Origin of the sequence: Rhodoplanes sp. P11, from assembly GCF_964266735.1 — a bacterium.
In the GTDB taxonomy this organism is placed as follows: domain Bacteria; phylum Pseudomonadota; class Alphaproteobacteria; order Rhizobiales; family Xanthobacteraceae; genus Rhodoplanes; species Rhodoplanes serenus.
In genome coordinates this window covers 351004-376210 of sequence record NZ_CAXWGY010000017.1, presented here as the reverse complement: position 1 = coordinate 376210, position 25207 = coordinate 351004, and the positions used below count along the sequence as shown (strand labels likewise).

At 71.3% G+C, this 25207-nt stretch carries 23 protein-coding genes; 9 read left to right on the top strand and 14 right to left on the bottom strand.

The window, feature by feature from the left end; all coding sequences use genetic code 11:
- Positions 1–63: 63 nt before the first annotated feature.
- Entirely contained in the window at positions 64–891 is an 828-nt protein-coding gene (locus ACFQUV_RS16250; RefSeq protein WP_129611699.1) for a DUF1236 domain-containing protein, read from the top strand.
- Positions 892–1008: 117 nt separating this feature from the next.
- On the top strand, positions 1009–1590 hold the full coding sequence (locus ACFQUV_RS16245) for a DUF2892 domain-containing protein (protein ID WP_244601775.1): 582 nt from the start codon (positions 1009–1011) through the stop codon (positions 1588–1590).
- A 75-nt stretch (positions 1591–1665) separates the two neighbouring features.
- Here ACFQUV_RS16245 and ACFQUV_RS16240 read toward each other — a convergent pair whose 3' ends face one another.
- Both ACFQUV_RS16240 and ACFQUV_RS16235 read right to left on the bottom strand, forming a co-directional pair.
- Positions 1666–2508 (bottom strand): hypothetical protein, encoded by an 843-nt coding sequence (locus ACFQUV_RS16240; RefSeq protein WP_129611698.1) that lies wholly within the window; start codon positions 2506–2508, stop codon positions 1666–1668.
- A 100-nt stretch (positions 2509–2608) separates the two neighbouring features.
- Complete coding sequence (locus tag ACFQUV_RS16235) at positions 2609–3019, bottom strand: hypothetical protein (RefSeq protein ID WP_129611697.1); 411 nt, start codon at positions 3017–3019, stop codon at positions 2609–2611.
- A 209-nt stretch (positions 3020–3228) separates the two neighbouring features.
- Here ACFQUV_RS16235 and ACFQUV_RS16230 point away from each other — a divergent pair, with 209 nt between their 5' ends.
- Positions 3229–3882 (top strand): MT-A70 family methyltransferase, encoded by a 654-nt coding sequence (locus ACFQUV_RS16230; protein ID WP_129611696.1) that lies wholly within the window; start codon positions 3229–3231, stop codon positions 3880–3882.
- A 34-nt stretch (positions 3883–3916) separates the two neighbouring features.
- Here ACFQUV_RS16230 and ACFQUV_RS16225 read toward each other — a convergent pair whose 3' ends face one another.
- The 4 genes from ACFQUV_RS16225 to ACFQUV_RS16210 are packed head-to-tail and all read right to left on the bottom strand — an operon-like array spanning position 3917 to position 6787.
- Positions 3917–4810, bottom strand: coding sequence for a tellurite resistance TerB family protein (locus tag ACFQUV_RS16225; RefSeq protein ID WP_207211628.1), 894 nt, complete (start codon positions 4808–4810; stop codon positions 3917–3919).
- 17 nt (positions 4811–4827) lie between these two features.
- Positions 4828–5253 (bottom strand): ATPase inhibitor subunit zeta, encoded by a 426-nt coding sequence (locus ACFQUV_RS16220; RefSeq protein WP_129611695.1) that lies wholly within the window; start codon positions 5251–5253, stop codon positions 4828–4830.
- 32 nt (positions 5254–5285) lie between these two features.
- Entirely contained in the window at positions 5286–5618 is a 333-nt protein-coding gene (locus tag ACFQUV_RS16215; protein WP_165364188.1) for an ATPase inhibitor subunit zeta, read from the bottom strand.
- A 41-nt stretch (positions 5619–5659) separates the two neighbouring features.
- Entirely contained in the window at positions 5660–6787 is a 1128-nt protein-coding gene (locus ACFQUV_RS16210; RefSeq protein ID WP_129611693.1) for a TerC family protein, read from the bottom strand.
- Between the two features lie 394 nt (positions 6788–7181).
- Between ACFQUV_RS16210 and ACFQUV_RS16205 the strand changes: the two genes are divergently transcribed.
- The 4 genes from ACFQUV_RS16205 to ACFQUV_RS16190 all read left to right on the top strand — a co-directional run bounded on the left by ACFQUV_RS16205 (position 7182) and on the right by ACFQUV_RS16190 (position 11906).
- Positions 7182–7487 carry a DUF485 domain-containing protein gene (locus ACFQUV_RS16205; protein WP_244601774.1) on the top strand — a complete coding sequence of 102 codons (306 nt, stop codon included), beginning with the start codon at positions 7182–7184 and terminating at the stop codon, positions 7485–7487.
- Positions 7487–9196 carry a cation acetate symporter gene (locus ACFQUV_RS16200; RefSeq protein WP_129611691.1) on the top strand — a complete coding sequence of 570 codons (1710 nt, stop codon included), beginning with the start codon at positions 7487–7489 and terminating at the stop codon, positions 9194–9196. The genes ACFQUV_RS16205 and ACFQUV_RS16200 overlap by 1 nt, the downstream gene beginning before the upstream one ends.
- 215 nt (positions 9197–9411) lie before the next feature.
- Entirely contained in the window at positions 9412–11226 is a 1815-nt protein-coding gene (locus ACFQUV_RS16195; RefSeq protein ID WP_129611690.1) for a DUF294 nucleotidyltransferase-like domain-containing protein, read from the top strand.
- A complete protein-coding gene (locus ACFQUV_RS16190) occupies positions 11226–11906 on the top strand; it encodes a 3'-5' exonuclease (RefSeq protein WP_129611689.1) in 681 nt (226 codons plus the stop codon). The genes ACFQUV_RS16195 and ACFQUV_RS16190 overlap by 1 nt, the downstream gene beginning before the upstream one ends.
- Positions 11907–11965: 59 nt before the next feature.
- On the opposite strand, the gene ACFQUV_RS16185 is transcribed toward ACFQUV_RS16190, so the two are convergent.
- From ACFQUV_RS16185 to ACFQUV_RS16175, 3 genes are all read right to left on the bottom strand, one after another.
- Positions 11966–14089 (bottom strand): hybrid sensor histidine kinase/response regulator, encoded by a 2124-nt coding sequence (locus ACFQUV_RS16185; protein WP_129611688.1) that lies wholly within the window; start codon positions 14087–14089, stop codon positions 11966–11968.
- A gap of 123 nt (positions 14090–14212) precedes the next feature.
- Entirely contained in the window at positions 14213–15373 is a 1161-nt protein-coding gene (locus tag ACFQUV_RS16180) for a YcjF family protein (protein ID WP_129611687.1), read from the bottom strand.
- Positions 15370–16848 carry a YcjX family protein gene (locus tag ACFQUV_RS16175; RefSeq protein WP_129611686.1) on the bottom strand — a complete coding sequence of 493 codons (1479 nt, stop codon included), beginning with the start codon at positions 16846–16848 and terminating at the stop codon, positions 15370–15372. The genes ACFQUV_RS16180 and ACFQUV_RS16175 overlap by 4 nt, the downstream gene beginning before the upstream one ends.
- A 603-nt stretch (positions 16849–17451) precedes the next feature.
- Here ACFQUV_RS16175 and hemA point away from each other — a divergent pair.
- Together hemA and ACFQUV_RS16165 are read left to right on the top strand one after the other, a co-directional pair.
- The gene (hemA, locus tag ACFQUV_RS16170) at positions 17452–18681 is read left to right on the top strand and encodes a 5-aminolevulinate synthase (RefSeq protein WP_129611685.1); all 1230 of its coding nucleotides are present in this window, start codon (positions 17452–17454) and stop codon (positions 18679–18681) included.
- Positions 18682–18984: 303 nt separating this feature from the next.
- Positions 18985–19464: a RidA family protein gene (locus ACFQUV_RS16165; protein ID WP_111385427.1), complete on the top strand. Its 480-nt coding sequence runs from the start codon at positions 18985–18987 to the stop codon at positions 19462–19464.
- Between the two features lie 21 nt (positions 19465–19485).
- Here the strand turns inward: ACFQUV_RS16165 and ccoS are convergent, their stop codons facing one another.
- The 5 genes from ccoS to ccoP all read right to left on the bottom strand — a co-directional run bounded on the left by ccoS (position 19486) and on the right by ccoP (position 25204).
- Positions 19486–19656 carry a cbb3-type cytochrome oxidase assembly protein CcoS gene (ccoS, locus tag ACFQUV_RS16160; RefSeq protein WP_129611684.1) on the bottom strand — a complete coding sequence of 57 codons (171 nt, stop codon included), beginning with the start codon at positions 19654–19656 and terminating at the stop codon, positions 19486–19488.
- Positions 19657–19719: 63 nt separating this feature from the next.
- Positions 19720–21996 (bottom strand): heavy metal translocating P-type ATPase, encoded by a 2277-nt coding sequence (locus ACFQUV_RS16155; protein WP_129611683.1) that lies wholly within the window; start codon positions 21994–21996, stop codon positions 19720–19722.
- Between the two features lie 197 nt (positions 21997–22193).
- On the bottom strand, positions 22194–22706 hold the full coding sequence (locus ACFQUV_RS16150; protein ID WP_129611682.1) for a FixH family protein: 513 nt from the start codon (positions 22704–22706) through the stop codon (positions 22194–22196).
- Between the two features lie 23 nt (positions 22707–22729).
- Positions 22730–24184 (bottom strand): cytochrome c oxidase accessory protein CcoG, encoded by a 1455-nt coding sequence (gene ccoG / locus ACFQUV_RS16145; RefSeq protein WP_129611681.1) that lies wholly within the window; start codon positions 24182–24184, stop codon positions 22730–22732.
- 150 nt (positions 24185–24334) lie between these two features.
- Positions 24335–25204 carry a cytochrome-c oxidase, cbb3-type subunit III gene (ccoP, locus tag ACFQUV_RS16140; protein ID WP_129611680.1) on the bottom strand — a complete coding sequence of 290 codons (870 nt, stop codon included), beginning with the start codon at positions 25202–25204 and terminating at the stop codon, positions 24335–24337.
- Between the last annotated feature and the right edge of the window lie 3 nt (positions 25205–25207).

Here is a 25207-nt window from a genome sequence, read left to right as displayed (position 1 = left end):
ACGCCGGAACGGCAACCGCACGGCGGCGTTTCGGGTGCAGTGTCTTCAGCACGGAGAGACCGCATGACCCCCACCCGTCTCGTCGCCGTCGGCCTGGCGCTCCTGTCCGGCACCGCGCTCGCGAACGCCCAGACCGTCATCTCCCGCGAGGTGTCGCAAGAGCCGGTCGAGACCCTGATCACCCGCGGCCCGGACGGCATCACGGTCACGCGGCGGCCGTTGCAGTCGATGGCGGCGCCGGTGGTGTCGACGGTGCCGGTGTTCCCGACCTACGGCCCGTCCGGCGAGGTCTACACGCGTAGCTGGGTGCAGCCCGCACCCGTGCCGGCCGCGCCGGTGGGCGGCAGCATCGCGGTCCGTCCCTATGGCGAGCCCGTCACCACGACGACGACCCGCACCGTGGTGATCGAGGACGAGGAGCCGGTGCGGCCGGTCGTGCGTACCGTGCGGCGGGGAACGCCGCCGATCATGGCCCGCGCGGTCGAGCCCGAGCCGGTCCGCACCACGCGCAGCCGGACGGTGACCCGTCGCGTCAGCGCCGCGCCGATGGCGCTCGCCCCGACGCAGCGCACCACGGTCTATCGCACGCTGGTGCAGGAGCAGACCTACGACCCGACGGCGCTCGCCACCGTGACGCCGGGCTACGGCTCCGGCTGGAGCAGCACCGGCTGGGCGCCCGGCTACAGCGGCTGGGCGGCGGCGCCGGTGGCCCGGCCGATCACCTACACGGTCGGCTCGGTGCTGCCCGAGACCGTGACGGTGGCGCCGATGCCGCGCCAGGTCGTCATGCAGGTGCCGGAGACCCGCGGCTACGAGTACGCCGTCGTCGACGGCCGCGTCCTGCTGGTCGAGCCGGGCACCAACACGGTGGTGGCCGACATCGTCCGCTGACGTGGCGGACCATCGTCACCGCACAGCCGGCGGATCATGTCGCGGCGGATCACCATCCGCCGCGACACCGTCTCCTCATCATTTCCATCTTATGACAGCCTTCGAGCCGGACCCCCGATGACGCAGCGCCCCAATCCCCCGACGCTTCCCGGCACGCCGCAGCGCGTGCGCCGCATGACCGACGCCGAGATCAACGACGCCATCGACCGCCAGATCGAGCGCAACGTGCTGTACTACGCCGAGCATCAGGAGGAGATCCCGCTGCGGCTGCGCAGCCTCGATGCCGAATGGGATATCGAGCGCGCCCTTCAGGCCAACGCGGCGGCCGTGGGGCTCGCCGGCTCGCTGCTGGCGCTGACGCGCGGCGGCGGCTGGGTGGCGCTGCCGGCCCTGGTCGGCGGCTTCCTGCTCCAGCATGCGACCCAGGGCTGGTGCCCGCCGCTGCCGGTGATGCGCCGCATGGGCTTCCGCACCGCCCGCGAGATCGATGTCGAGCGCAACGCCCTCAAGGCCCTGCGTGGCGACTACGCGGCGGTGCCGAAGGACGGCGACACGGCGGCCCGCGCCCGCGCCGCCCTCCAGGCCGCCCGCTCGGGGCCGTTCGCCTCGGTGGGCCGGACGGCGACCGCACCGACGTCGCCGCTGAGCGCCAGCGGACGTGCCGGCGCCGCCTCCACGACGGTCCCGCGGCCGGCCTGACATTCTGATCGGGCCGCCGGCGATCCGCGCGTGGCGCCGGCCCGGGTGGCCGGCGCCGCCGTTATGTCTCGATGGTCAGGGATAGCCGAGCAGGATCTCGGCGACGACGGGCTTCACCGCCTTGACGGTCGCGGCCGACGAGACCAGCCCCTCGCCGGTCGCCTGCGCCTTGGCCTCGTCCGTCACCTTGGGGCCGGGCACGAACCGCAGCGTCACGTTGCAGCCGCCCGGCAGCGACGCCAGGGCGCCGCCCTGCCAGTCCACCACGTTGCCGCCGGAGTCCTGATCGAAGCCCTGGAGTTTGAACGGCTTGCCGTTGAGCTTCTCGACCGCGGCGAGCGGCATGCCGAGCTTGAGACCCTTCGGGGCCGTCCAGGTGGACTGGCCGGCGACCACGATGACGTTGATGTTGGCGCGCTCGCCCTCGTCCTTCCACAGCACCTCGAGGCGCCGCTTCGGATCGTCCGGGAACAGCACCGAGGCATTGAGCTTGGAGCCGTCCGGGCCGCCGTCCACCTCGGTGAAGGTGATGTTCTTCGAGTCGAACGCCGAAGCGAGCGACAGGTGGGTGGCCGACTTGGCGAACGGGCCCGAGCAGGCGATCGCCCGTTGTGACGCGGCGGCCGGCTTGGCACCCCCGGCGGCCCGCCGGGCCGGAGCGGCCGCGGGAGCCGCCGCGCCGCCCCCCTCCGGTGCCGCCGCCGGAGCCTGGGCGGGCGCCTGAGCCTGCGGCCGACGCTGCGGGCGCGGCTTCGCGGCCGGCTCGGCCGGGGCGTCGGTCGCCGCAGGGGCGCGCTGCTCCATCTGCTGGGTGGGGGCCGGCCAGCGATCCTGGAGGGGCGCCTGCCCCTGGGCCAGGGCCGCGGACGGGACGGCAAGCAGGCCGACCAGCAGCCCGCGCGTGAAGCGATCCATCATGGGTGCCTCGATACTCCGATACAAAAGATTCGGGGGATCATAGCGGCTTTTGCCGGCCGAGTGAGGCCCGATCGAGGCCGCCGGTCGACTCGTCCGCAGCTCAGTGCAGCGGTCGCCGCAGCAGCGAGAACAGCGGCGGCGACAGGGCGACGAACACGACGAGCGGAGCGAACAGGTCGCCATCGGCGACGGCGGTCGACGAGAACGCCTCGGCGACCACCCGGACCGGCTTGCCGCTCGCCACCACCAGCACCATCTCGGCCGCCAGTGTCAGCACCAGCCATAGCGCCCCGATTGCGAACGCGGCCCCGAACGGCGGCTTTGCGGCGCGAATGAACAGCGCGATCGCTACCCCCATCAGCAGGATGCCGGTGACGCCGGAGACCGGCAGTGCGGTCGGGCCGATCAGCGGCACCAGCACCAGCTCGCGCAAGGCGCCGTTGGCGAACGCGATGGCGAACAGGATGAACCAGAACAGCAGGGCGTTTCGAATCAGGGAGCCACACGACATCGGCACCTGCCTCGGGAGATGGGCTATCGCCCACCTTTCTACCGGAGGTCTCGGTCCAGGGCTATTCCGTTCGTACGCACTCGGTCCGGTCGTGGGCCGCCCACGACTGGCGGATCTCCCGGCCAGCGCGGTATGACGGTGGCAGCCGGCGTCGCGTGACCGTGCCGACGGGCCGGCGATGCCGTCGCGCGCCGACTCCGAGGTCTCGGATGTCCGCTGCTCCGATTGCCGAGGCTGCCGCCCACGCGCTCGCGGCGCTCGCGGGTGCGCGCCGCTTCGCCACCGTGCTGGCCGATCCGCCGTGGCAGTTCGTCAACCGCACCGGCAAGATGGCGCCCGAGCACCGGCGCTTGGCCCGCTACGGCACGCTGACGCTGCCGGAGATCGCCGGCCTGCCGGTCGCCGCGCTGACATTGCCGACCGCGCATCTGTATCTCTGGGTGCCCAACGCGCTGCTGCCCGAGGGGCTGGCAGTGCTCGCCGCCTGGGGCTTCGCCTACAAGGCCAACATCGTCTGGCACAAGGTGCGCAAGGACGGCGGCTCGGATGGCCGTGGCGTCGGCTTCTACTTCCGCAACGTCACCGAGCTGCTGCTGTTCGGGGTGCGCGGCCGCCATGCCCGCACCCTGGCGCCGGGGCGCCGGCAGGTGAACTTGATCGCCACCCGCAAGCGCGAGCACTCGCGCAAGCCGGACGAGCAGTACGCCGTGATCGAGGCGTGCTCGCCCGGCCCCTATCTCGAGCTGTTCGCCCGCGGGCTGCGCCCCGGCTGGACGAGCTTCGGCGATCAGGCCGACGCCCAATGGGCGCCGAGCTGGGCCACCTACGCGCACCGATCGGTGACCGGCCTGCCGGCCCGATAGGCATCGCGGCCCGCCGCGCGCGCGACGGGGCCGGTCAGGCCGCCGGAGCGCCGTCGCCGGCCGCCTCGAGATGGCGCCGCAGCGCCGGGTCGATCCGCAACCGGGCCGCCAAGTCGTCGAGCCAGGCCCGCTCGGCCGGCGTGTCGGCATCGATCGCCACATAGGCGGCGAGATAGATCTGGGCCGCCTCCTCCGGGCCGCGCGCATCCGCCGCCAGCGAGCCCGGCGTGTCGGGCTTGGCGATCATCGCCTCCAACACCAGGCGCTCGTCCTCCGACAGAGCGCTCGCCTCCACCCGCTCGACCAGCCGCATCCGCTCCGTCTCGTCGATGCGGCCGTCCGCCATGGCGGCCCCGATCATGGCCCGCAGCAGCAGCAGGCCGGCCCGCTCCGCCTCGACCTGTCCGGCGGGGGTCGCGGCAGGCGCACCGGCAGCCCCACCCGTCGCTCCGCTGGCGCCGCCCAAAAGCTGGCCGAGCGTGTCGGCGACGCCCTGCGGCACCACCGGCCGGCCGGCGCGGTAGTCCTGATACGCCTTGTAGGCGAGGCCGCCGAGCACCGCGGCGGCGCCGACCTGAAGGGCGGTGCCGGCATATTTGCGCGCATGCTTGGAGCCGAGCAGCACCCCGGCGAGCCCGCCCGCGAGGCCGCCGGCGCCGAGCATCCCGGCATTGCGCGACAGCAGATCGCCGAGACCGCCGCCACCGCCCCCGCCGGCGAGCTGCCGGCCGAGGGCGGCGAGGTCGAGGCCGCCCGCCGGTCCCGCCGGAGCCGTGCCGGCGCCGAGGCTGGAGGGCGGCAGGCCGCGGCCGCGCTGAAGGAAGCTCCCGCCCTCGCGCGCCGGCGCGGAGGCGGGTGCTCCGAGGCCGCCCTGGCCCGGCGCGGCGCCGGCCAGCACGGCGGTGAGGATCTTGTTGACGTCGATCATGCGACAGGTCCTTCCGGTCAGGCGTGGCCGGCGCACGGCCCGGCCAGCGCCGCAGCGACACCGGCGGGCGCACACCGCGTGAGACCGAGGCCGGCGAGGTCGAGGCGGGCGAGATCCAGGCGGGCGCGTAGCCGCATGTCGTGCAGGGCGTCGCGCAGCCGACGATCGTCGAGACCGCGGCCACGAGCGGCGAGGTCGCGCGCCACCTTGGCGATCATGTCGTCGTGGCCGGGCGCGGCGCGGTCGGCGAGATGCACGGCCCACGCATACAGCTCGAGCGCCTCGCCGCCGAGCCCGAGGCGGCGGCCCGCCCACAGGCCGAACAGGACGTTGCGGCCGACGATCTCGGCGTCGCGGGCTGGGCAATCGGACGCGGCGTCGGGATTGTGGACCGGCGGCACAGCAGTCTCGGTGATGGTGGTGACGGCGACAGAGGTGGTCATGGGGTCCTCGTGAAATCTCGGGGTGGCGCGGCTCAGTCGGTGGCGCCGACCTGGGCCAGCGCCTCGCGATGGCAGCGCGAGAGCGCCTCGCGCACCGCCTGCGGGGTCGCCGGCACGCCGGCGCGGTTGAGGTCGTACCAGAGCTTGTGGACGACATCGTCGCTGCCCGGGCTGGTGAAGTCGGCGGCGTGCACCTCGGCCGCGTAGCTGGCCGCATCCTCCGCGGACAGGTGCATCAGCCGGGCCGCCCACAGGGCGGCGAGCGCGTTGCGACGCGCCACGATGCTGTCGGCGGTGTCGGCCTCGACACACCATCCGGCGGCGCCTTCGGAGGCGCGGGGAACGAGGGTGACGTGAGCGGTCATCGTGGGTTCTCCTGTTGCGATGAATGGCGGGAGGGTGATCATCAGCTCCGATGGGCGCCGGTGTCCGGTGCGGCGGCAGTGCCGGCCGGGCCGGCCCCGTGACGCGGCGCCGTCGTGAACAGCGGCGCCAGCAGCGTGGTGCGCGGCGCATCCGCCACGGCATCGCCGGTGGTGCGGTCGCGGCCGGTCTTCCACACCGAGAACAGCACGCCGCCGGCCAGGAGCGTCACGGTGACGCCGAGCGAGATCAGCGGATCGAGCTTGCCGACGATCTGGTTCCAGAAGATCTTGAGCCCGATGAACACCAGCACCAGCGACAGCGCATATTTGAGATAGCGGAAGCGATGCACGCTGGCGGCCAGCGCGAAGTACAGGGCGCGCAGGCCGAGCACCGCGAAGATGTTCGACGTGTAGACGATGTAGGGGTCGGTGGTGATGGCGAAGATCGCCGGCACGCTGTCGACCGCGAAGACGAGATCGGCGAACTCGATCAGCACCAGGGCGACGAACAGCGGCGTCGCATAGAGCAGCCGGCCGCCGCCGGCCGGATCGGGCAGGCGCACCAGGAAGGCGTCGCCGTGCAGCTCGCGCGTCACCCGCAGGCGCGCCTGCACGGTCCGCATCAGGCGGTTGTCGACCCAGGCGGCGGGATTCTCGGCGACCACCAGCATCTTGATGCCGGTGACGATCAGGATGGCGCCGAACACGAACAGCACCCAGCCGAACTGCGACACCACGGCGGCGCCGAGCCCGATCATCAGGGCGCGCAGCACGATAACGCCGAGAATGCCGTAGAACAGCACGCGGTGCTGGAGATGCGGCGGCACCGCCAGGGTGGCGAAGATCAGCGAGATGACGAAGACGTTGTCGAGCGCCAAAGTCTTCTCGATGAAGAAGCCGGTCAGATAGGCGATGCCGGAGTCCGCGCCCATCTGGCCCCACACCCAGGCGCCGAACACCAGCGCGACGGCGATGTAGACGGCCGACAGAACGAGGCTTTCGCGGGCGCTGATCTCGCGCGCCTTGCGGTGCAGGACACCGAGATCGAAGGCGAGCAGGGCGGCGACGATGACGAGAAAGATCAGCCACGCCCAGGCCGGCTTGCCGAGCAGATCGGCGAACAGGGCAGCGGGCACGAGATCGAGTCCGAATCCGGGCACCAGGTCCATCGCAATCCTCCAGATGCCGCCGGTCCGATCGCATGGATCGGCACGAGGGCAGGTGAAAGATCCGACATCGCGGCAGGTGGTCCGCCAGAGGGGCCCGGATCGCTGTCGTCCGATATAGGGGCGCGATGTGGCACGTCCAGGGCGAAGCCGCCGGGCCGTTTGCGCCCAAGTGCCGCATACACCGTGCCGCATAGGCCGTGCCGCATACGCCGTGTCGGCCCGCCTCGCGGCGGCGCGACGCAGTAGCCGTCGGCCTTCCTTGTGCGGCGCGTCTTGTGCGGTGCGTCTTTGGTTGGATTGCGCCAATTCGTCGCCCCCACTATGGTGCCCCTAGACTAGAGCCGCGCAAAGCGGCCGCGTCCAAGTGGGAGGCGCAATGAACCAGGGGGACGCCGTGGGTACGCCATCGTACGACACGATCAAGAACGACCCGCAATTCCAGGAGCTCGTCGCCAAGCGGTCACGCTTCGCGTGGACGCTGACCGTGGCGATGCTGCTCATCTACTTCGGCTTCGTCTTCGTGATCGCGTTCGCCCCGAGCGTCCTCGCGATTCGCCTCGGCAGCGGTGTCACCACCATCGGTATTCCGATCGGCCTCGCCGTGATCGTGTCGGCCTTCCTGCTGACCGGCATCTATGTGCGCCGCGCCAACTCCGAGTTCGACGCGGACACCCAGGACATTGCCGGGAGGCAGAAGTGATGCGCACCGTCTGCAAGACGACCACCGCCACGGTGCTGTCGGCCCTCGCCCTCGGGGCGGCTTTCGGCCTCGTCGACACCGCGCAGGCCGCCGGCGCCATCGAGGGCGGCGGCAAGCAGGCGCTCAACCTCGAAGCCATCCTGATGTTCTTCGCCTTCGTGGCGGCGACGCTCGGGATCACCTGGTGGGCGGCGCGGCGCACCCGCTCGGCGGCCGACTTCTACGCCGCCGGCGGCGGCATCACGGCCGGCCAGAACGGGCTCGCCATCGCGGGCGACTACATGTCGGCGGCGTCGTTCCTCGGCATCTCGGGCCTCGTCTTCGCCACCGGCTTCGACGGGCTGATCTACTCGGTGGGCTGGCTGGTCGGCTGGCCGATCATCCTGTTCCTGATCGCCGAGCGGCTGCGCAATCTCGGCAAGTACACGTTCGCCGACGTCGTCTCGTTCCGGCTGGAGCAGACCCGCATCCGCAGCCTGTCGGCGATCGGCACCCTGACCGTGGTGGCGTTCTACCTGATCGCCCAGATGGTCGGCGCCGGCAAGCTGATCGAGCTCTTGTTCGGCCTGCCCTATCTCTATGCCGTCATCCTGGTCGGCGCCCTGATGATCATCTATGTCGCCTTCGGCGGCATGGTGGCGACCACCTGGGTGCAGATCATCAAGGCCTGCCTGCTGCTCGGCGGCGCCACCTTCATGGCCCTGATGGTGCTGATCAAGTTCGGCTTCTCGCCGGAGGCGCTGTTCGCCCGGGCGGTCGAGATCCACCCGAAGGGCGGCTCCATCATGGCGCCCGGCAATCTCGTCACCGATCCGGTGTCGGCGGTGTCGCTCGGCCTCGCCCTGATGTTCGGAACCGCCGGCCTGCCGCACATCCTGATGCGCTTCTTCACCGTCGCGGACGCCAAGGCGGCGCGCAAGTCGGTGTTCTACGCGACCGGCTTCATCGGCTACTTCTACATCCTGACCTTCATCATCGGGTTCGGCGCCATCACGCTGCTGATGAACGATCCCGAGTTCTACAAGGTCGGGGCCGACGGCGCCTACAACAAGGTCACCGCGCTGCTCGGCGGCACCAACATGGCGGCGATCCATCTCTCCAACGCGGTCGGCGGCCCGCTCTTCCTCGGCTTCATCTCGGCGGTCGCCTTCGCCACCATCCTGGCCGTGGTGGCCGGCCTCACGCTCGCCGGCGCCTCGGCGGTGAGCCACGACCTCTACGCCTCGGTGATCGCCCTCGGGCGCGTGTCCGAGGACCGCGAGGTGCGGGTGTCGAAGATCTCCGCCGTGGTGATCGGCATCGTCGCCATCGTGCTCGGCTACATCTTCGAGAACCAGAACGTCGCCTTCATGGTCGGCCTCGCCTTCGCGGTGGCGGCGAGCTGCAACTTCCCGGTGCTGCTGATGTCGGTGATGTGGGGCGGCACCACGACGCTCGGCGTGCTGATCGGCGGCTTCCTCGGGTTGGTCTCCTCGGTCGCCCTGGTGGTGCTGAGCCCGGCCGTGTGGGTGAAGACCTTCGGCTTCGCCACGGCGCCGTTCCCCTACGACAACCCGGCGCTGTTCTCGATGACCATCGCGTTCGTCGGCATCTGGCTGGTGTCGAAGCTCGATCGCAGCGCCCGCGCCAAGATCGACACTGCCGCCTACGAGGCCCAGTACGTGCGCTCGGAGACCGGCATCGGCGCCACCAAGGCGGTCGCCCACTAGCGCGGCCGACGCTCTCGACGGGGTCGCGCTTCGGCGCGGCCTCGGCCCGCCGGCGACGACCGCAGCCACGGCGTGCCGGAATCGACGGCGAGCGATCTCGTCGCCCGCACCGTGCCAATCAGACGACAGCGGCCGGTCCGACGGACCGACCGCCTCCCTCCTCCGGCCCCGCCGCGACCCCCGCGCGACCGAGGACCGTCATCGGTCGGGTGCCCATGCCGCAAGCCTTCGACGCCCAGAATCCGCCGTTCGACCGGCTCAGCCACGCCGAGATCGGCACGCTACGCGCCGCCCTCGACATCGGCTATTTCCCGCCCGGCGAGCCGATCATCGCGACCGGCCAGCGCTCCGAGCACCTGCATGTGGTCATCAAGGGCCGCGTCGAGGAGCGCGACGGCGAGACGATCGAGTCGAGCCTCGGCCCCAAGGACACCTTCGACGCCCGCTCGCTGGTGCACGGGCCGGCCGGCACCGCCTTCGTGGCCGCCGAGGAGACCCTGTGCTACCTCGTGCCCAAGGCGGTGGTGCTCGATCTCGTCGCCCGCAACACCGGCTTCGCCGCGTTCTTCTATTCCGAGATCTCGCGCAAGCTGCGCTCCTATCATCGGCGCGACCAGGAGGGCGTCGATCAGGCCCTGCGCGCCCATGTCCGCGACGTGCGCTATCACGCCGCCATCTTCGTCGACGGCACGATGCCGATCGAGGCGTGCGGCCATCTCATGCAGGAGCGCAACAACAACACGCTGTTCGTGTGCGACGGCGAGCGCACCGGCATCGTCACCGGCGCCAATCTGGCCAAGGCGTTCGTGGTCGACAAGAAGCCGCTCGACGCGCCGGTGCGCGAGGTGTGCCACTTCGACGTGGTGTCGATCGGGCTCGACGACTTCGTCTTCGCGGCGGTGATCGCCATGACCCGCCACAACAAGCGGCGCCTCGCCATCCGCGGCGAGGACGGCTATGTCGGCGTGCTGGAGGACATCGACATCCTCGGCCTCGTCGCCGGCAATCCGCAGCTCATCCCCGGCCAGATCGAGCAGGCGCGCACGCCCGAGGATCTGAAGCCCTGCGTGCTCGACATCCAGGCGCAAGTAGAGCGCCTGCACCGCCAGGGCGCCCGTGTCGAGGTGATCGCCGAGATCACCTCGGATCTCAACCGCCGCCTGTTCGCCAAGCTGTTCGATCTCGTCGCGCCGCCGTCGATCCGCGCGGCCGGCTGCCTGATGGTGATGGGCTCGGAAGGGCGCGGCGAGCAGACGGTGCGCACCGATCAGGACAACGGCCTGCTGCTGGCCGAGCCGGTGCCGGAGGCGGATCTCGCGGCGTTCCGGATCGCCTTCTCGGGCGCGCTGGAGCACTACGGCTTCCCGCCCTGCCCCGGCAACGTGATGGTGAAGAACCCGGTGTGGTCGCAGCCGGTCGACGACTTCCTGCGCCAGCTCGACGGCTGGGTGCGCTCGCCCGAGGAGGACGGGCCGATGAATCTCGGCATCTTCTTCGATGCGGTGTCGGTCACCGGCCACCACGAGCTGCTCGACCGCGCCAAGGGCGCGCTGATCGACCTGATGCGCGGCGAGACCGCCTATCTGGCCCGCTTCGCCCGCGCCATCGACCTGTTCGCCGGGGCCAGCGCCGGCCGGCTCACCGCCTTCATGGCCTCGGTCGGCGTCGGCTCCGACGAGATCGACGTCAAGAAGGCCGGCACCTTCCCGATCGTCCACGGCGCCCGCACGCTGGCCATCGATCGCGGCATCCGCGAGGTCTCCACGGTGCGCCGCATCGAGGCGCTGGTCGACGACGGCCTGATCGGCGCCGATCTCGGCCGCGAGCTCGCGAGCGCCCTGTCGTACTTCATGGAGATCCGCCTGCGCGCCCAGCTCGCCGCACTCGCCACCGATCGGCGCGAGCGGGAGTCCATCGTCAAGCTCGGCGAGCTGACCACGCGCGACCGCGATCTCCTGCGTGATGCGCTGCGGGTGGTGAAGCGCTTCCGTGAGATCATCCGCAACCGCTATCACCTCAGCGTGTTCTGATGCGCTTCGAGATCCTCCGTCGCTCGCGCGCGTTGATCGACCGGATGCTGCTGGCCGATCGCTCCTACGACTTCCTGTTCCACCCGGACGACTCCGGCGAGGTGGTGTCGCTCGACTGCGAGACCTCCGGCTTCAACATCCTGGCCGACGACGTGATCAGCATCGCGGCCATCAAGATCCGCGGCAACCGCATCCTCACCAGCGAGACGTTCCGGGCGTTGATCCGCCCCGGCGCCGCCATGGAGGTGTCCGCCATCAAGGTGCATCAGCTCCGCGAGGCCGACGTCCGCGAGGGCCGCACCATCCGCGAGGTGATGCCGGAGTTCCTGCGCTTCGTCGGCAGCCGGCCGCTGGTCGGCTACTGGGTCTCGTTCGACGTGCGGATGATCAACAAGTACCTGTTCGGCCTGCTCAACATCAACCTGCCGAACCGCCAGTACGACGTCTCCGAGCTGTACTACGAGCGCAAGTACGGCAAGGCGCCGCCCGGCACCGAGATCGATCTACGCTACGCCGCCATCGCGGCCGATCTCGGCCTCACCATGCTGCCGCAGCACGACGCCTTCAACGACGCCCTGGTGGCGGCCCAGATGTACGTGATCCTGAGGGACATGCAGCGGCGCGGCGTGCGCATCCCGCGCCAGCGGGTGGCGCCGCGCGCCGGCGACTTCTCGGTGTGACCGGCTCGATGTGACCGTCGGGGCGCGCTCGCCCCACCGTCGCATCCGCGGCAGCGGTCTCACGCGGCGTCGGACCCCGCCCGCGCCAGCGCGGCGGTCAGCTCGCGATGCAGCGCCTCGATGTCGAACGGCTTGCGCAGCACCGGATAGCCGCTCCTCGCCACCTCGTCGGCGCGATCGTTGAAGCCGGTCATCAGCACCACCGGCACCGACGGCGCCACGCGGCGCAGCTCGCGGGCCAGCTCGATGCCGCTCATGCCGCCCGGCATCAAGATATCCGAGAGAACGATGTCGACCGCATGCCCGTTGCCGAGCGAGGCCAGCGCCTCGCGCGGCGACGCCGCGAAGATCATGTCCCAGCCGAGCTGGTCCAGATAGGACCGACAGACCTCCGCCACCGCCTGATTGTCCTCGACGACCAGCACCGAGCGGCGCTCCTCGGTCGTGGCGATCGGCGGCGGGCTCGGCTCCGGCGCGGCCGCCTCCAGCGGCACATGGGGCAGCCACAGGGTCACCACGGTGCCGTGGCCGAGCCGGCTCTCGATGCGCACGTCGCCGCCGGCCTGGCGGGCGAAGCCGTACACCTGGCTGAGCCCGAGGCCGGTGCCCTTGGCGCTGTCCTTGGTGGTGAAGAACGGCTCGAACACGCGCGGCAGCACGTCGGCCGCAATGCCGGTGCCGCTATCCGCGAAGGCAACGCCGACGAAGCGGCCGGACAGGCCGCCATCGGCGGTCTCGTCCAGCATCAGATCGCGGACCCGCACGGTGAGGCGGCCTCCCTTCGGCATGGCGTCGCGCGCATTGACGCAGATGTTCATGACCGCCAGCTCGAACTCGCCGGGATCGACCTTCACCGGGCACGGGTGGTCCGGAACCTCGATCTGGACCTCCACATCGTCGCCGAGCGAGCGGCGGACGAGATCGCTCAGCTCCGGCAGGCGAACCGTGAGATCGATGCTACGCGGGCTCACCGACTGCTGGCGCGAGAACGACAGGAGCTGGCGGGTCAGCGTCTCCCCACGGCGGGCGGCCTCCGCGATCATCTCGACCAGCCGCGTCTCCTTCTCGCCGTCGATGCTGCGCCGCAGCCGCGCGGCGCTTCCGGAGATCACCATCAACAGGTTGTTGAAGTCGTGCGCCACGCCGCCGGTGAGGCGGCCGACCGCCTCCAGTCGTTGCGCCTGCCGCAACGCCGTCTCGGCGACCTGGCGCCGGCTCGCCTCGGCATAGAGGCTACGGGTGCGCTGATGGGCGAACCACAGCACGCCGAGCAGCAGCAGCGTGGCCGGCAGGCCGAAGACCAGGTGACCAAGCAGCGCCGCCCGCCACTCCTCGTGCAGCGACGCCGTCTCCAGCCCGGCCAGCACATAGATCGGGTAGCCGTCGACACGCCGGTAGCCGATCCGCCGCTCCGCTCCGTCGCTCCGGCCCGCGGCGGTGTAGAGTCCGCGTTCCGGCCCCTCGCCTCGGCTCGCCAGGAACGGCTCGCCGGCGGGATCGAGCCGCGGCAGCGCCCGCGCCCCGCCCGGATGGCGGGCCAGCACCGCGCCGTCGTCGCGCACCAGCGTGAAGAACTCGCGCGGCGCGCGCGCCAGCTCCGCATAGAACTTCTCGAAGTCGGACGGCAGCATCGAGACGGTGGCGACCCCGTTGAAGCCGCCGGCGGGATCGCGCAGGCGCCGGCTCATGCTGAAGAAGGCGGGACCCTCCACCAGGCGGGGGGTCAGGATGCCGCTCACATAGAGGCCGCGGTCCTGCTCGCGCTGCGTGCGGAAGAAGTCGCGGTCGGTGAGCGGCGTCGTGCGCGGCGCCGGCGCGAAGTAGCTGGACGCGACCGGCAGGCCGTCGCGATCGATGATCCAGATCGACTGCACCTCCGGCAGCAGATCGGCCATCCGCTTCAGCCGGGGGTGAAACTGCGGCTCGCGGGCGGCGAGCGCCTCAGCGCTGAGATTGTCGGCGGCGTCGACCACCTCGTCCAGCACGAGACTGCCGGTGGTGAGCACCTTGAGGGCCTGCTCGTGCAGCACGTCCAGCGTGCGCACCAGGCGATCGTCGGCGATGCTGCTGATCTGATCCCACGAGACCCAGGCCACATAGGCGAAGAGGGTCGCCGGAACCACGATCGCGCCGACCATGAGGGCACGGAGCAGACGAAGCGTCCCGCGCCGCGCACTCACCATCGACCGGACCTCCGGGGGAAACCGAGAGAGCGCGGCCGGACGGACGACCGCGTGTCGCGACAACGCGAACGCGGCCGGTTGGTTCCGCCCGGGATGCGGCGTCGCCCCGAGGCCCGGCGCCGATCACTCCGCCGTGGCGGCGCGGGCGGCGGCGGGCGGCGCGGCGGCGTCCCGCTCCGGCGCGCGAACGAGGCTGCCGGCGAGATCCTGGATGGTCGGGCGCTTGAGCGCCGAGAACGGCAGCGGCCGGGTGACGTCGATGGCGGCGAGGCCGAGCCGGGCGGTGAGCAGCCCGTTCAGCACGCCTTCGCCGAGCTTGGCCGACACCTTGGCGGCGAGGCCCTGGCCGATCATCTGCTGGACGACGCTGTCGCCGACCGACAGGCCGCCGGTGAGCGCCAGGTGCGACACCACATGCCGCATCAGCCGGGCCATGCCGAGCGCGCCGGGACGGCCGCCGTAGAGCAGCGCCAGCCGGCGCACCAGCACGATGGCGCTGCCGAGCACGAACAGCATGTCGATCGCGGCGCGCGGGCTGACCGCGGTCACCACCGAGACGCGCTTGGCCGCGTTGGTCACCAGCCGGCTGGCCTCCTCGTCGAGCGAGGTCATCAGCTCGCGCTCGGCCAGATGGACGAGGTCGCGGCCGTCGATGATCTCGTTGAGGTGGAACTGCACCCGCACGCGGGCGCGCTCCAGCGTCGGAGTATGGCGGGTGACGGTCAGCAGCTCGGTCACCGCGGCGCGGCCGGCGGCGCGATCGTCGCTGGCCAGCGCCTCGGCGGCACGGTCACGCACCTGGTCGATCGCCTTGAGCCGCAGGAGGCCGGCGGCCTCGCGGCCGGCGATCACCGTGAAGGCGACCGCGGCGACCGCCGCCAGCACGAAGCCGAGGGTGCCGAGCCAGCCGGAGCGGCCGTAGAGATCGGCGACGAGATCGATCACCGAGAGCGCGAGGCCGAGCACCACCAGGCCGCCCGCCGAGCCCCAGAACATGAGTCCCCAGGGAACCGGGCGAGACGGCGTCGCCGGACGGGCGGCCGCCGCTTCGGCGACCGCGACGCTGGCGACCGGCACCGCGGCGGCTGCGGCAGGGGTCGCGATCACCGGCGCGGCCGGCTGCACCGCGACGCTGGCGAAGGGCCGAGGCACCTCGGCGCGGGCCACCCGCCGGGGCGGCTCGGCCGCCGGACCCGGCCCGATCACGACATTAGGATCGTCCACGCTGAAGGCGGCGGGACGGCGCGGCTCGGCGGCACGGCGGGATTCGGCGGGGCTGCTCATTGAAATCGATCTCCGATGAGAAATTGCAGCACGCGGTCCAGGCGGATATGGGGCAGGCTCGGCAGTCCGTCCACCGTACGCTCGATCCGTGGCGGCCGGAAGCGGAGGAAGCGGAACTCGGCGTCGTCCGGCGAGGAGGCCATCAGGCCGTTGAAGCCGCCCGGCCCGAGGTCGAACACCCGCTCGGGATCGGCCGGCAGGTCCCCCGGGAACAGGGCGATCTCGCGCTCGCCGTCGAACAGGTGGCCGGCGGCCCGCTCGCCGGCGGCCGGCACCCCGACGATGGCGGGCAGCTCGTCGCCGTTGCAGCGCACCCGCGCCTCGCGGGTGGCGCGGACGGCCGCGAGCGCCACCACGTCCACCTCGGCGCCGGCATAGCGGGCGCGGTTGGCGGCCCGCTCGATCATCCGGCCGAGGATCGCCTCCAGCCGGTCGTGGCTGACCTGGTGGAGATGATCGGCCTTGGTGGCGGCGAACAGCACCTTGTCGACCCGCGGGCTGATCAGGCTGGTCAGCAGGGTGCGACGGCCGACCTGGAAGCAGTCGAGGATGGAGGCGAGCGCGAATTCGAGGTCGCGCACCGCGGCCGGCCCGGCATTGAGGGCGGCCAGCACGTCGACCAGCACGATCTGCCGGTCCAGCCGGGCGAAGTGGTCGCGGAAGAACGGCTTGACGACGATGTCCTTGTAGGCGTCGTAGCGCCGCTTCATCATCGCCCACAGCGAGCCCTCGGGGGGCGCCGCCTCGGCCGGCAGCGCCAGCGGCGCGAAGGTGAGCGCCGGCGAGCCGGCGAGGTCGCCGGGCAGCAGGAAGCGGCCGGGCGGCAGCAGGCTCAGCGAGTAGCGCTCGGCCCGGCAGCTACGCAGGTAATCGGTGTAGAGCTGTGCGGCCGTGATGGCCACCTGCTCGTCGGCCGGCGCCACCGGGTCGAGGCCGGCATTATAGGCGTGCCAAGTGGCGGCGAGGGCGGCGCGCGGCCCGGTGCTGGACAGCGCCAGGCTCTCCTTGGCCCACTGCTCGTAGGTCTTGCCGAGCAGCGGCAGGTCGAGCAGCCACTCGCCCGGATAGTCGACGATGTCGAGCGTGAGGGTGCGGGTCTGGCCCGGCGCGGCGCCGGCCTTGTGCTCGACCACGACCCGCAGCTCGCTGATCTGGCGAGTGGAATCCGGCCACACCCGGTCGCCCACCAGGGCGCGGACATGCGACTCGTACTCGAAGCGCGGCACCGCATCGTCGGGCTGCGGTGCCAGATAGGCGCGCAGGATGGTGTCGTCGGCGAGCGGGGTGAACACCGGGAAGCGGCCGCCGCGGGCGAGCCCGTGCACCAGCGAGGTGATGAACACCGTCTTGCCGGCGCGCGACAGGCCGGTGACCCCGATGCGCACGGTGGGGCGGACGAGGTTCTCGCCGAAATCCGCGATGGCCCGCGCCGCCAGGCGCGCGCGATCGACCATGTCGGTGACGAAGGAAGCCATGATCGCAACGACTTAAAGCAAAACCCGGCGGCCCCGGAAGCGCCCTACCCATAGTCCGCGGCCGCCGACCCGACAACCACGCAGGCCCTGCAACCCCGCAGCCCCGCCCGGCGGACCCGACCGGGTCCAGGAACGCGGCCGGCACCGGAGGTTGCGACCGATTCGGCCCTCGGTCTCGTTCCCTAGCGCGTTTCCGGCCGAAGTGGAAACCGCCGCGTGAGCGCCGGTCCGAAGCTCCGACGCCGGTCGGGAGCCGCTCCCGCGGCGGGCGGAATCGGGTCGGGCGGCATCTCGACACCGGCCCACTGCGACAATGCCCGGCGTCCTTGTCGGACCGCAGGCAGCCCCGCGTTCTCGGCTTTCTTTGAAGTCGATCTGGGTCTAGGACAATTCCAAAATGCGCGCGTGCCGGTCGCGGGGCCGCACCCGATCCCGGGCCGGTCGCGCGGCAGGAGGAGGCAAGGCGCCGATCAGCCGAATCGGAGCCCGCGAAGGTCGCAGAGTTGACAAACGTCAAGGCAGCATGACAGCTCTCGTTGTCAACTCCAGCGATCACATGCTAATCTCGTCTTCTACCGACCGTGGATCGGGGGAGTTAATTCTATGAACTATAACGCTTTTTTCACTGAGGCGTTGAACCGGCTGCACGATGAGCGCCGTTACCGGGTGTTCGCCCACCTCGAGCGCCTGGCCGGTCGGTTCCCCCACGCGATCCACCATACGCCGCAGGGACCGCGCGACGTCGTCGTCTGGTGCTCCAACGACTATCTCGGCATGGGCCAGCACCCGAAGGTGGTCGGCGCCATGGTGGAGACGGCGACCCGCATGGGCGCCGGCGCCGGCGGCACCCGCAACATCGCCGGCACCAACCATCCGCTGGTGCTGCTGGAGGAAGAGCTGGCCGACCTGCACGGCAAGGAGGCCGGCCTGGTGTTCACCTCCGGCTACGTCTCCAACGACGCCGGCATCTCCACCATCGCCAAGCTGCTGCCGAACTGCCTGATCCTCTCCGACGCGCTCAACCACAACTCGATGATCACCGGCGTGCGCAATGCCGGCACCGACAAGGTGGTGTGGCGCCACAACGACGTCGAGCACCTGGAGGATCTGCTGAAGAAGGCCGGCAAGGAACGGGCCAAGCTGATCGTCTTCGAGGGCCTGTACTCGATGGACGGCGACGTCTCGCCGATCGGCAAGATCTGCGACCTCGCCGAGAAGTACAACGCGATGACCTACATCGACGAGGTGCACGCGGTCGGCATGTATGGCGCGCGCGGCGGCGGCCAGGCCGAGCACCAGGGCGAGATGCAGCGGGTCGACGTGGTCGAGGCGACGCTCGCCAAGGCGTTCGGCTGCCTCGGCGGCTACATCGCCGGCAGCAAGGACGTGGTCGACGCGGTGCGCTCCTATGCGCCCGGCTTCATCTTCACCACCGCGCTGCCGCCGGCCGTCTGCGCCGCCGCGACCGCCGCGATCAAGCACCTGAAGTCGTCGACCTGGGAGCGCGAGCGCCACCAGGACCGCGCCGCCACCCTGAAGGCAGTGCTGTCGGCTGCCGGTCTGCCGGTGCTGCCGACCGACACCCACATCGTGCCGGTGATGGTGTGCGACGCCGAGAAGTGCAAGGCCGCCACCGACATCCTGCTGGAGGAGCACGGCATCTACATCCAGCCGATCAACTATCCGACGGTGCCGAAGGGCACCGAGCGGCTGCGCATCACGCCGTCGCCCTATCACGACGATGCGCTGATCCATGCGCTCGCCGAGGCGCTGGTCGACGTGTGGCAGCGCCTCCAGCTTCCGCTGAAGCCGCGCGCGATGGCGGCCGAGTAGCGACCTGCGCCGCGACCACGGCGGCCGTTGCGGCTGCCGGTGATCGCTTCGACTTCGACCTGGACCACTCCGCGCGGGCCTTCGGCCCGCGCTTTTTTGCACGGCGCGCCGCCGGCCGGCCGGACCCGTCCGTCGCCGGTGGTGGCCGTCGGGGCGTGCATGAGGCGGCCTGCTCGCCGGCTCTCGACGGGAGTCCGGACCGCCAGTCGGCGCGGGACGCCCGGAATGGGCACGACGCGATCACCCGGATGGCGTATCACGTCGGCGCGTTCGGCCCGCATCGTCCCCATTCATGAGGTCTCGATGTCCATCGAAGCCCGCCTGAAGGCGCTCGGCCTGGTGCTGCCCCCCGGCCCCCAGCTTCCGCCCGGCACGGTGCTGCCGTTCCGCCCGGTGCGGCTGGTCGGCCGGCGCGCCGTGATCTCGGGTCACGGCCCGGTGCTGCCGGACGGCCGCCTGTGGGCACGGCCCGGCCGGGTCGGCGACGGCATCTCGGTGGAGGAGGCGACGGAGGCCGCTCGCCTCACCGGCCTCTCGATCCTGGCGAGCCTCGCCCGGGAACTCGGCGATCTCGACCGCATCACCTGCTGGGTGCGCGCCTTCGGCATGGTGGCGGGGGCGCCGGGCTTCCAGGACATGCCGCGGGTCATCAACGGCTTCTCGGACCTGGTGCTCGCCGTGTTCGGGCCGGAGCGCGGCCAGCACGCCCGCTCGGCCATCGGGGTCGCGTCGCTGCCGTTCGGAATCCCGGTCGAGATCGAGGCCGAGGTGGAGATCGACTGAGAGCCGCGCCGGCGGCGCCGGTCACCGCTTGCGCGGCGGCGACGGCGGCAGCTTGTCGTCGTCCAGGATGGCCCGCCAGGCGGCGCCGTCGAGATCGTCGTACTGGCCCGATTTGAGCGACCACAGGAAGGCGACGAGGCCGGTGAGCCCGAGAAGCAGGGCGAGCGGCACCAGATAGACCAGGACTTCCATCATCCGCCTCCCTGTCGGCTCACGGCACGCCGGTGACACCAGCCCGCCGGCTGGCGCTTCGATTCATATGGGGCGGGGCGCCGCCCGCACAATGTCGATGCCGTCCGGCCCGCCGGCGCCCGGTGGGTCGCGGCCCGGCGCGCGGGCACGCAGCGCGTTGAGGATGACCAGCATGGACGAGCCCGACATCGCCACCGCGGCGACCAGCGGGGTGGCATAACCGGCGATCGCCACCGGCACCGCGATGGCGTTGTAGACCACCGCGAGCCACAGGTTCTCGGTCATGATGCGGCGCGCCCGGCGGGTGACGTCGAGAGCGGTCGCCACCGGCTGGAGGCGGTCGCCGAGGAACACCGCGTCGGAGGCCGACTGCGTCAGATGGGCGGCCGAGACCGGCGACAGCGACACGTCGGCGGCGGCGAGCGCGGGGGCATCGTTGATGCCGTCGCCGACCATCAGCACGGTGCGGCCGGCGGCCCGCAGCGCCTCCACATGGGCGATCTTGTCGGCCGGGGTGGCGCCCGCTCGCGCCGTGGCAACGCCGAGCTGGCGGGCCACATGCGAGACCGCGGCCTCGCGGTCGCCCGACAGGATCTCGACCGAGAGGCCGCGCGCCCGGAGGCCGGCGATCACCGCGGTGGCGTCGGCACGCAGGCGCTGACGCACCGCGAAGACCGCCGTCGCGGAACCGTGCCGAAAGGCGATCACCGAGGCTTCCGGATCGGCCACCGCGAGCCGCGCCGCCGCCGCCTCGGCGCCGCACCAGGACGGCCGGCCGAGCCGCAGCTCCTCGCCGTCCACCACGGCCAGCACCCCCTGCCCCGGCTCCTCGCTGGCCCCTGCGAGCGGCGTGGTGGCGCCCGCCGCGCGGGCGACCGCGGCGGCGAGCGGATGGCGGCTGGTCAGCGCCAGCCGGCCGGCGAGCGCCAGCACGGCGGGATCGACGGCATCGCCGTTGACCAGCTCGGGCTCCGGCAGCGTCAGCGTGCCGGTCTTGTCGAAGATCACGGTATCGACCGCGGCGAGCCGCTCGATGGCGTCGCCGGAGGCGAGCAGCACGCCGCCGCGGAACAGCGCGCCCGACGCCACCACCTGGACGGCGGGAATCGCCAGGCCGAGCGCGCATGGGCAGGTGATGATGAGCACCGCGATGGCGATCACCACCGACTGATGCCAGCCGGCGCCGGCCATCACCCATCCGCCGAGCGTGAGGAGCGCCGTGAGATGGACGACCGGCGCGTAGAGCCGCGCCGCCCGCTCGGCCAGCCGGACATAGTGCGAGCGCGCCTCGACGGCGCGGTCCAGGAGCCGCGTCACCTCGTCGAGCAGGGTGCCGCGCTCGACCGCCCCCACCCGCACCCGCAGCGTGCCGACGACGTTGAGGGTGCCGGCATAGACCAGCGTGCCGCGCTCGGCCGTGACATGCGCGGTCTCGCCGGTGACCAGGCTCTGGTCGATCTCGGAGCGCCCCTCCTCCACCTCGCCGTCGACCGCGATGCGCTCGCCCGGGCGCACCAGCACGAGATCGCCGGGCCGGATCGCCGCCACCGGCACCTCGCTGATCTCGCCGTCGCCGACGAACTTCACCGCCGTCTCGGCCTTGAGGGCGGCGAGATTGGCGGCGACCGCGCGGGTGCGCCGGCGCATGTTCTGGTCGAGCCAGCGGCCGGCCAGCAGGAAGGCGAGCAGCATCACGGCGGAATCGAAATAGGCGTGCTCGGCGTGGTTGAGCGTCTCGAACACCGAGAGAGCGAGGGCGAGCAGCACCCCGAGGGTGATCGGCACGTCCATGTTGAGGCGACCGGCCAGCACGGCCCGCATCGCCGAGCGGAAGAACGGCTGGCCCGCATAGGCCACCGCCGGCAGCGCGATCAGGGCCGACAGCCAGTGGAAAAAGTCGCGCTGCTCCGGCGTGATGTCGGTGACGTTGCCGGACCACACGGAGACCGACAGCAGCATCACGTTCATGGCCGCGAAGGCGGCGACGCCGAGGCAGCGCAGCAGGAACTTGGCCTCCTGCTGCTCCTCGGACTCCATGCGCCGCGCGTCGAACGGATACGCCTTGTAGCCGAGCGCGGCGAGCCGCCCGACCACGGCGGCGGGATCGACCGCATCGTCCCGCCACTCCACCGCGACGCGGCCAGCGGTGAGATTGGCGCGCGCCTGGGTAACGTTCGGCAGGGTGCCGAGCCCGCCCTCGATCTCGAACATGCAGGCCGCGCAGGTCATGCCCTCGACCGCGAGATTGAGGCGGGCGCGGCCGTCGTCGAGCTTCTCCACAAAGTGGGAGAGATCGGGATTGGTGAGATCGGTCTTGGTGAGAACGGGGGTCTCGGTCATGTCCACGCTGTTCCCGTGTCCCGCGGCCCTCACCTCTCCGCGCGGGGGGAGAGGTCGGACCGCATGCCGAAGGCATGGGGGCCGGGCGAGAGGGCGTCGCGGCTCGGTGCGAACCGCCACCGCCCCTCACCCCGACCCTCTCCCCGCTGGCGGGGAGAGGGAGTCCGAGCGCCGCGTTTACGGCGCTGCGGCCGATGCTAAGGCAGCACCACCCGGTTGCGCGAGAGATAGACGCGGTCGCCGCCGCGCTCCGCCTCGATCACCAGATCCCACTGGCCGGGCGGCACGTCCGCGGCCTCGCCGCGATAGATGCCGATGTCGCGCTCGGCGAGGCGCACCGGGCGGTCGTCGCGCCGGTCGGTCGGGCGCGCCAGCCGGGCCGAGACGACGAGCCCGCTGACCGGCAGGTCGGCGCCGTCGCGCGCCTCGATGCGCACGCTGGCGCGGCTGTCGGCGCCGCGCTCCACATGGGCGGCGACCCGCCAGGCGCGCGCCGCCTGCGCCTGCGCGGCGGCGATCTCGCCGTTGTAGGCGAGGCTCGCCCGATAGGCACTGTCCACCACGGTGCCCGGCAGGGTGTCGACGGCGAGCTTCATCATGATGCCGTTGACGCCGATCACCAGGGCGAAGAAGGCGCCGAGATACACCGCGACGCGGCGCCCGGTCAGCGGGCGAGGCGGGCGGCCCGAAGCCGCGAGGTCCGTGTCCATGGGGGTCGCTCCTGTCGGGGCCGTCACGGGCCGAAGAAGTGGTCGGTGGCGGTCGCGGTGTCGCCCGAGTCGACGTCGCGCACCGTGAAGGTGATGCCGTTCGACTTCTCGATGCGGGCGGCGGGCGGCACGGTGACGAGAACGCGCACCTCGCGGGTCTGATCCGGACCGACCGCCACGATGGTGCGGCTCCCCGGCTCCTCGCCGATGACGTGCACGACCGGGATCGGCACCCCGGCGACCGACAGCTCGAAAGTGCGCAGATCCGACCGCTTGTTGAGGAAGCGGACCGTGTAGGCGTTGCGGACCGAGCCGTCGGACAGCGACACGAACAGCGGGTTGCGGTCGTGCAGCACGTTGACGTCGACCATGGTGCGGGTCGACAGGGTGTAGAGCATCACCAGCCCGACCAGCGCGATGATGCCGGTGTAGATCAGCGTGCGGGCACGCACGAAGCGATAGACCGGCGGCTCGCCGGCGAGCCGGCGCTCGATGTTGACGTCGTTGTCGTAGGCGATCAGCCCGGTCGGCCGGCCCACCTTGGCCATCACGGCGTCGCAGGCGTCGATGCACAAGCCGCACTGGATGCAGCCGAGCTGCGCGCCGTCGCGGATGTCGACCCCGGTCGGGCAGACGGCGACGCATTGCAGGCAGTCGACGCAGTCGCCCGCCTTGGCGCCGAGCGCGCGCAGATCGGCCGCCTTCTTGGTCGAGGTGCGCGGCTCGCCGCGGTCGTAGCGATAGGTGACGTTCAGCGCCCACTCGTCGGTCAGCGCGGCCTGGATGCGCGGCCATGGGCACATGTAGATGCACACCTGCTCGCGCATGTGGCCGGCGAGCGTGTAGGTGGTGAAGGTGAGGACGCCGATGCACGCATAGGCCACCATCGGGGCCTGGAAGGTGGCGAGGTCCTTCACCAGGGTCGGTGCGTCGGCGAAGTAGAGTACCCAGGCGCCGCCGGTCCACCAGGCGATCAGCAGCCAGATGCCGTGCTTGAGCGTGAGCTCGCCGACCCGGCGCGCCGTGAGCCCGGCCTTGGCCTTCTTCATGCGCTCGCGACGATCGCCCTCGATCCACCGCTCGACCGCGTAGAACAGGTCCGTCCACACGGTCTGCGGGCAGGCGTAGCCGCACCAGACGCGGCCCGCGACGGCGTTCATCAGGAACAGCACCATCGCGGCGATCACCAGCAACCCGGTGAAGTAGTAGACCTCCTGGGGCCACAGCTCGATGAAGAAGAAGTAGAAACGGGTGTTGGGGATGTCGACCAGGACGGCCTGATCGGGCGAGTTGGGGCCGCGGTCCCAGCGCACGAAGGGCAGCAGATAGTAGATGCCGAGGAACACCGCCATCAGCACCCATTTGACGGTGCGGAAGCGGCCCTTGACGCTCTGCGGATAAACTGTCTTGCCGGCCTCGTAGAGCGGTGTGTCGGGCACCGCGGCGATGGCGGCGGGGGGCTGGACGGGCACGTTCATGGGCGGGGGCACCATGTTGCTCCGGATCATCCTGGGTCCGGATGGTCTTCGCTCCGGATCGAGCTCAGCCCCGGTCCCGCACGGACCGGGGCGTTTCGTTGTAGGCGACGGTACGGTCCGTCGACTTGATCATTCTCAAGTCTGAATACGTCAGCGTCCACCGCCGAGCGTATGGACATAGACGGCGAGCGCCTTGACGGTGACCGGATCGAGACGGTCGGCCCAGGCCGGCATCACGCCGGCACGCGAGTTGGTGATGGTCTCGACCACCGCCTCCTGGTCGGAGCCGTACAGCCAGATGCGATCGGTCAGGTTGGGGGCGCCCAGCTCCGGGTTGCCCTTGGCGTCGTCGCCGTGACAGACCGTGCAGTTGTCGGCGAACAGCTTCTTGCCGGCCTCGAGATTGACGCCCTGCGGGACCGGGAGGCCCGCCAGCGAGCGCACATAGCTCGCCACCTGGACGATCTCGTCCTTCTTCAGCGTGCCGTCCTTGCCGAACGCCGGCATCAGGTTCTCGCGCGCCTTGGTGTGGCCGGAGCGAACGCCGTACTGGATGGTCTGATGGACGGCTTCGAGCGTGCCGCCCCACAGCCAATCGTCGTCGTTGAGGTTGGGGAAGCCCTTCGAGCCGGTGGCGCCGGTGCCGTGGCAGGGCGCGCAGTTGTCGCCGAAGGCGGCACGGCCCTGGGCACGGGCGAAGGCGAGCAGCGCCGGGTCCTTCTCGATGTCGACCAGCTCCGCCTTGGCGAGCGCCGCGCCCTTCTCGCCACGCAGCGCCTGGAGGGCCGCCATGTCGGCCGCCACATTGGCCCGCGACGAGTAGCCGAGCAGGCCCGATGTATAGCTCGACACCAGCGGCCACGCCGGATAGGCGATCCAGTACAGGACCGCCCACACGATGGAGGCATAGAACGTCCACAGCCACCAGCGCGGCAGCGGGTTGTTCAGCTCCTTGATGCCGTCCCACTCGTGGCCGGTCGTCGCGGTGCCGGTGACGGCGTCGATGTCTTCTTTCGCCATGTC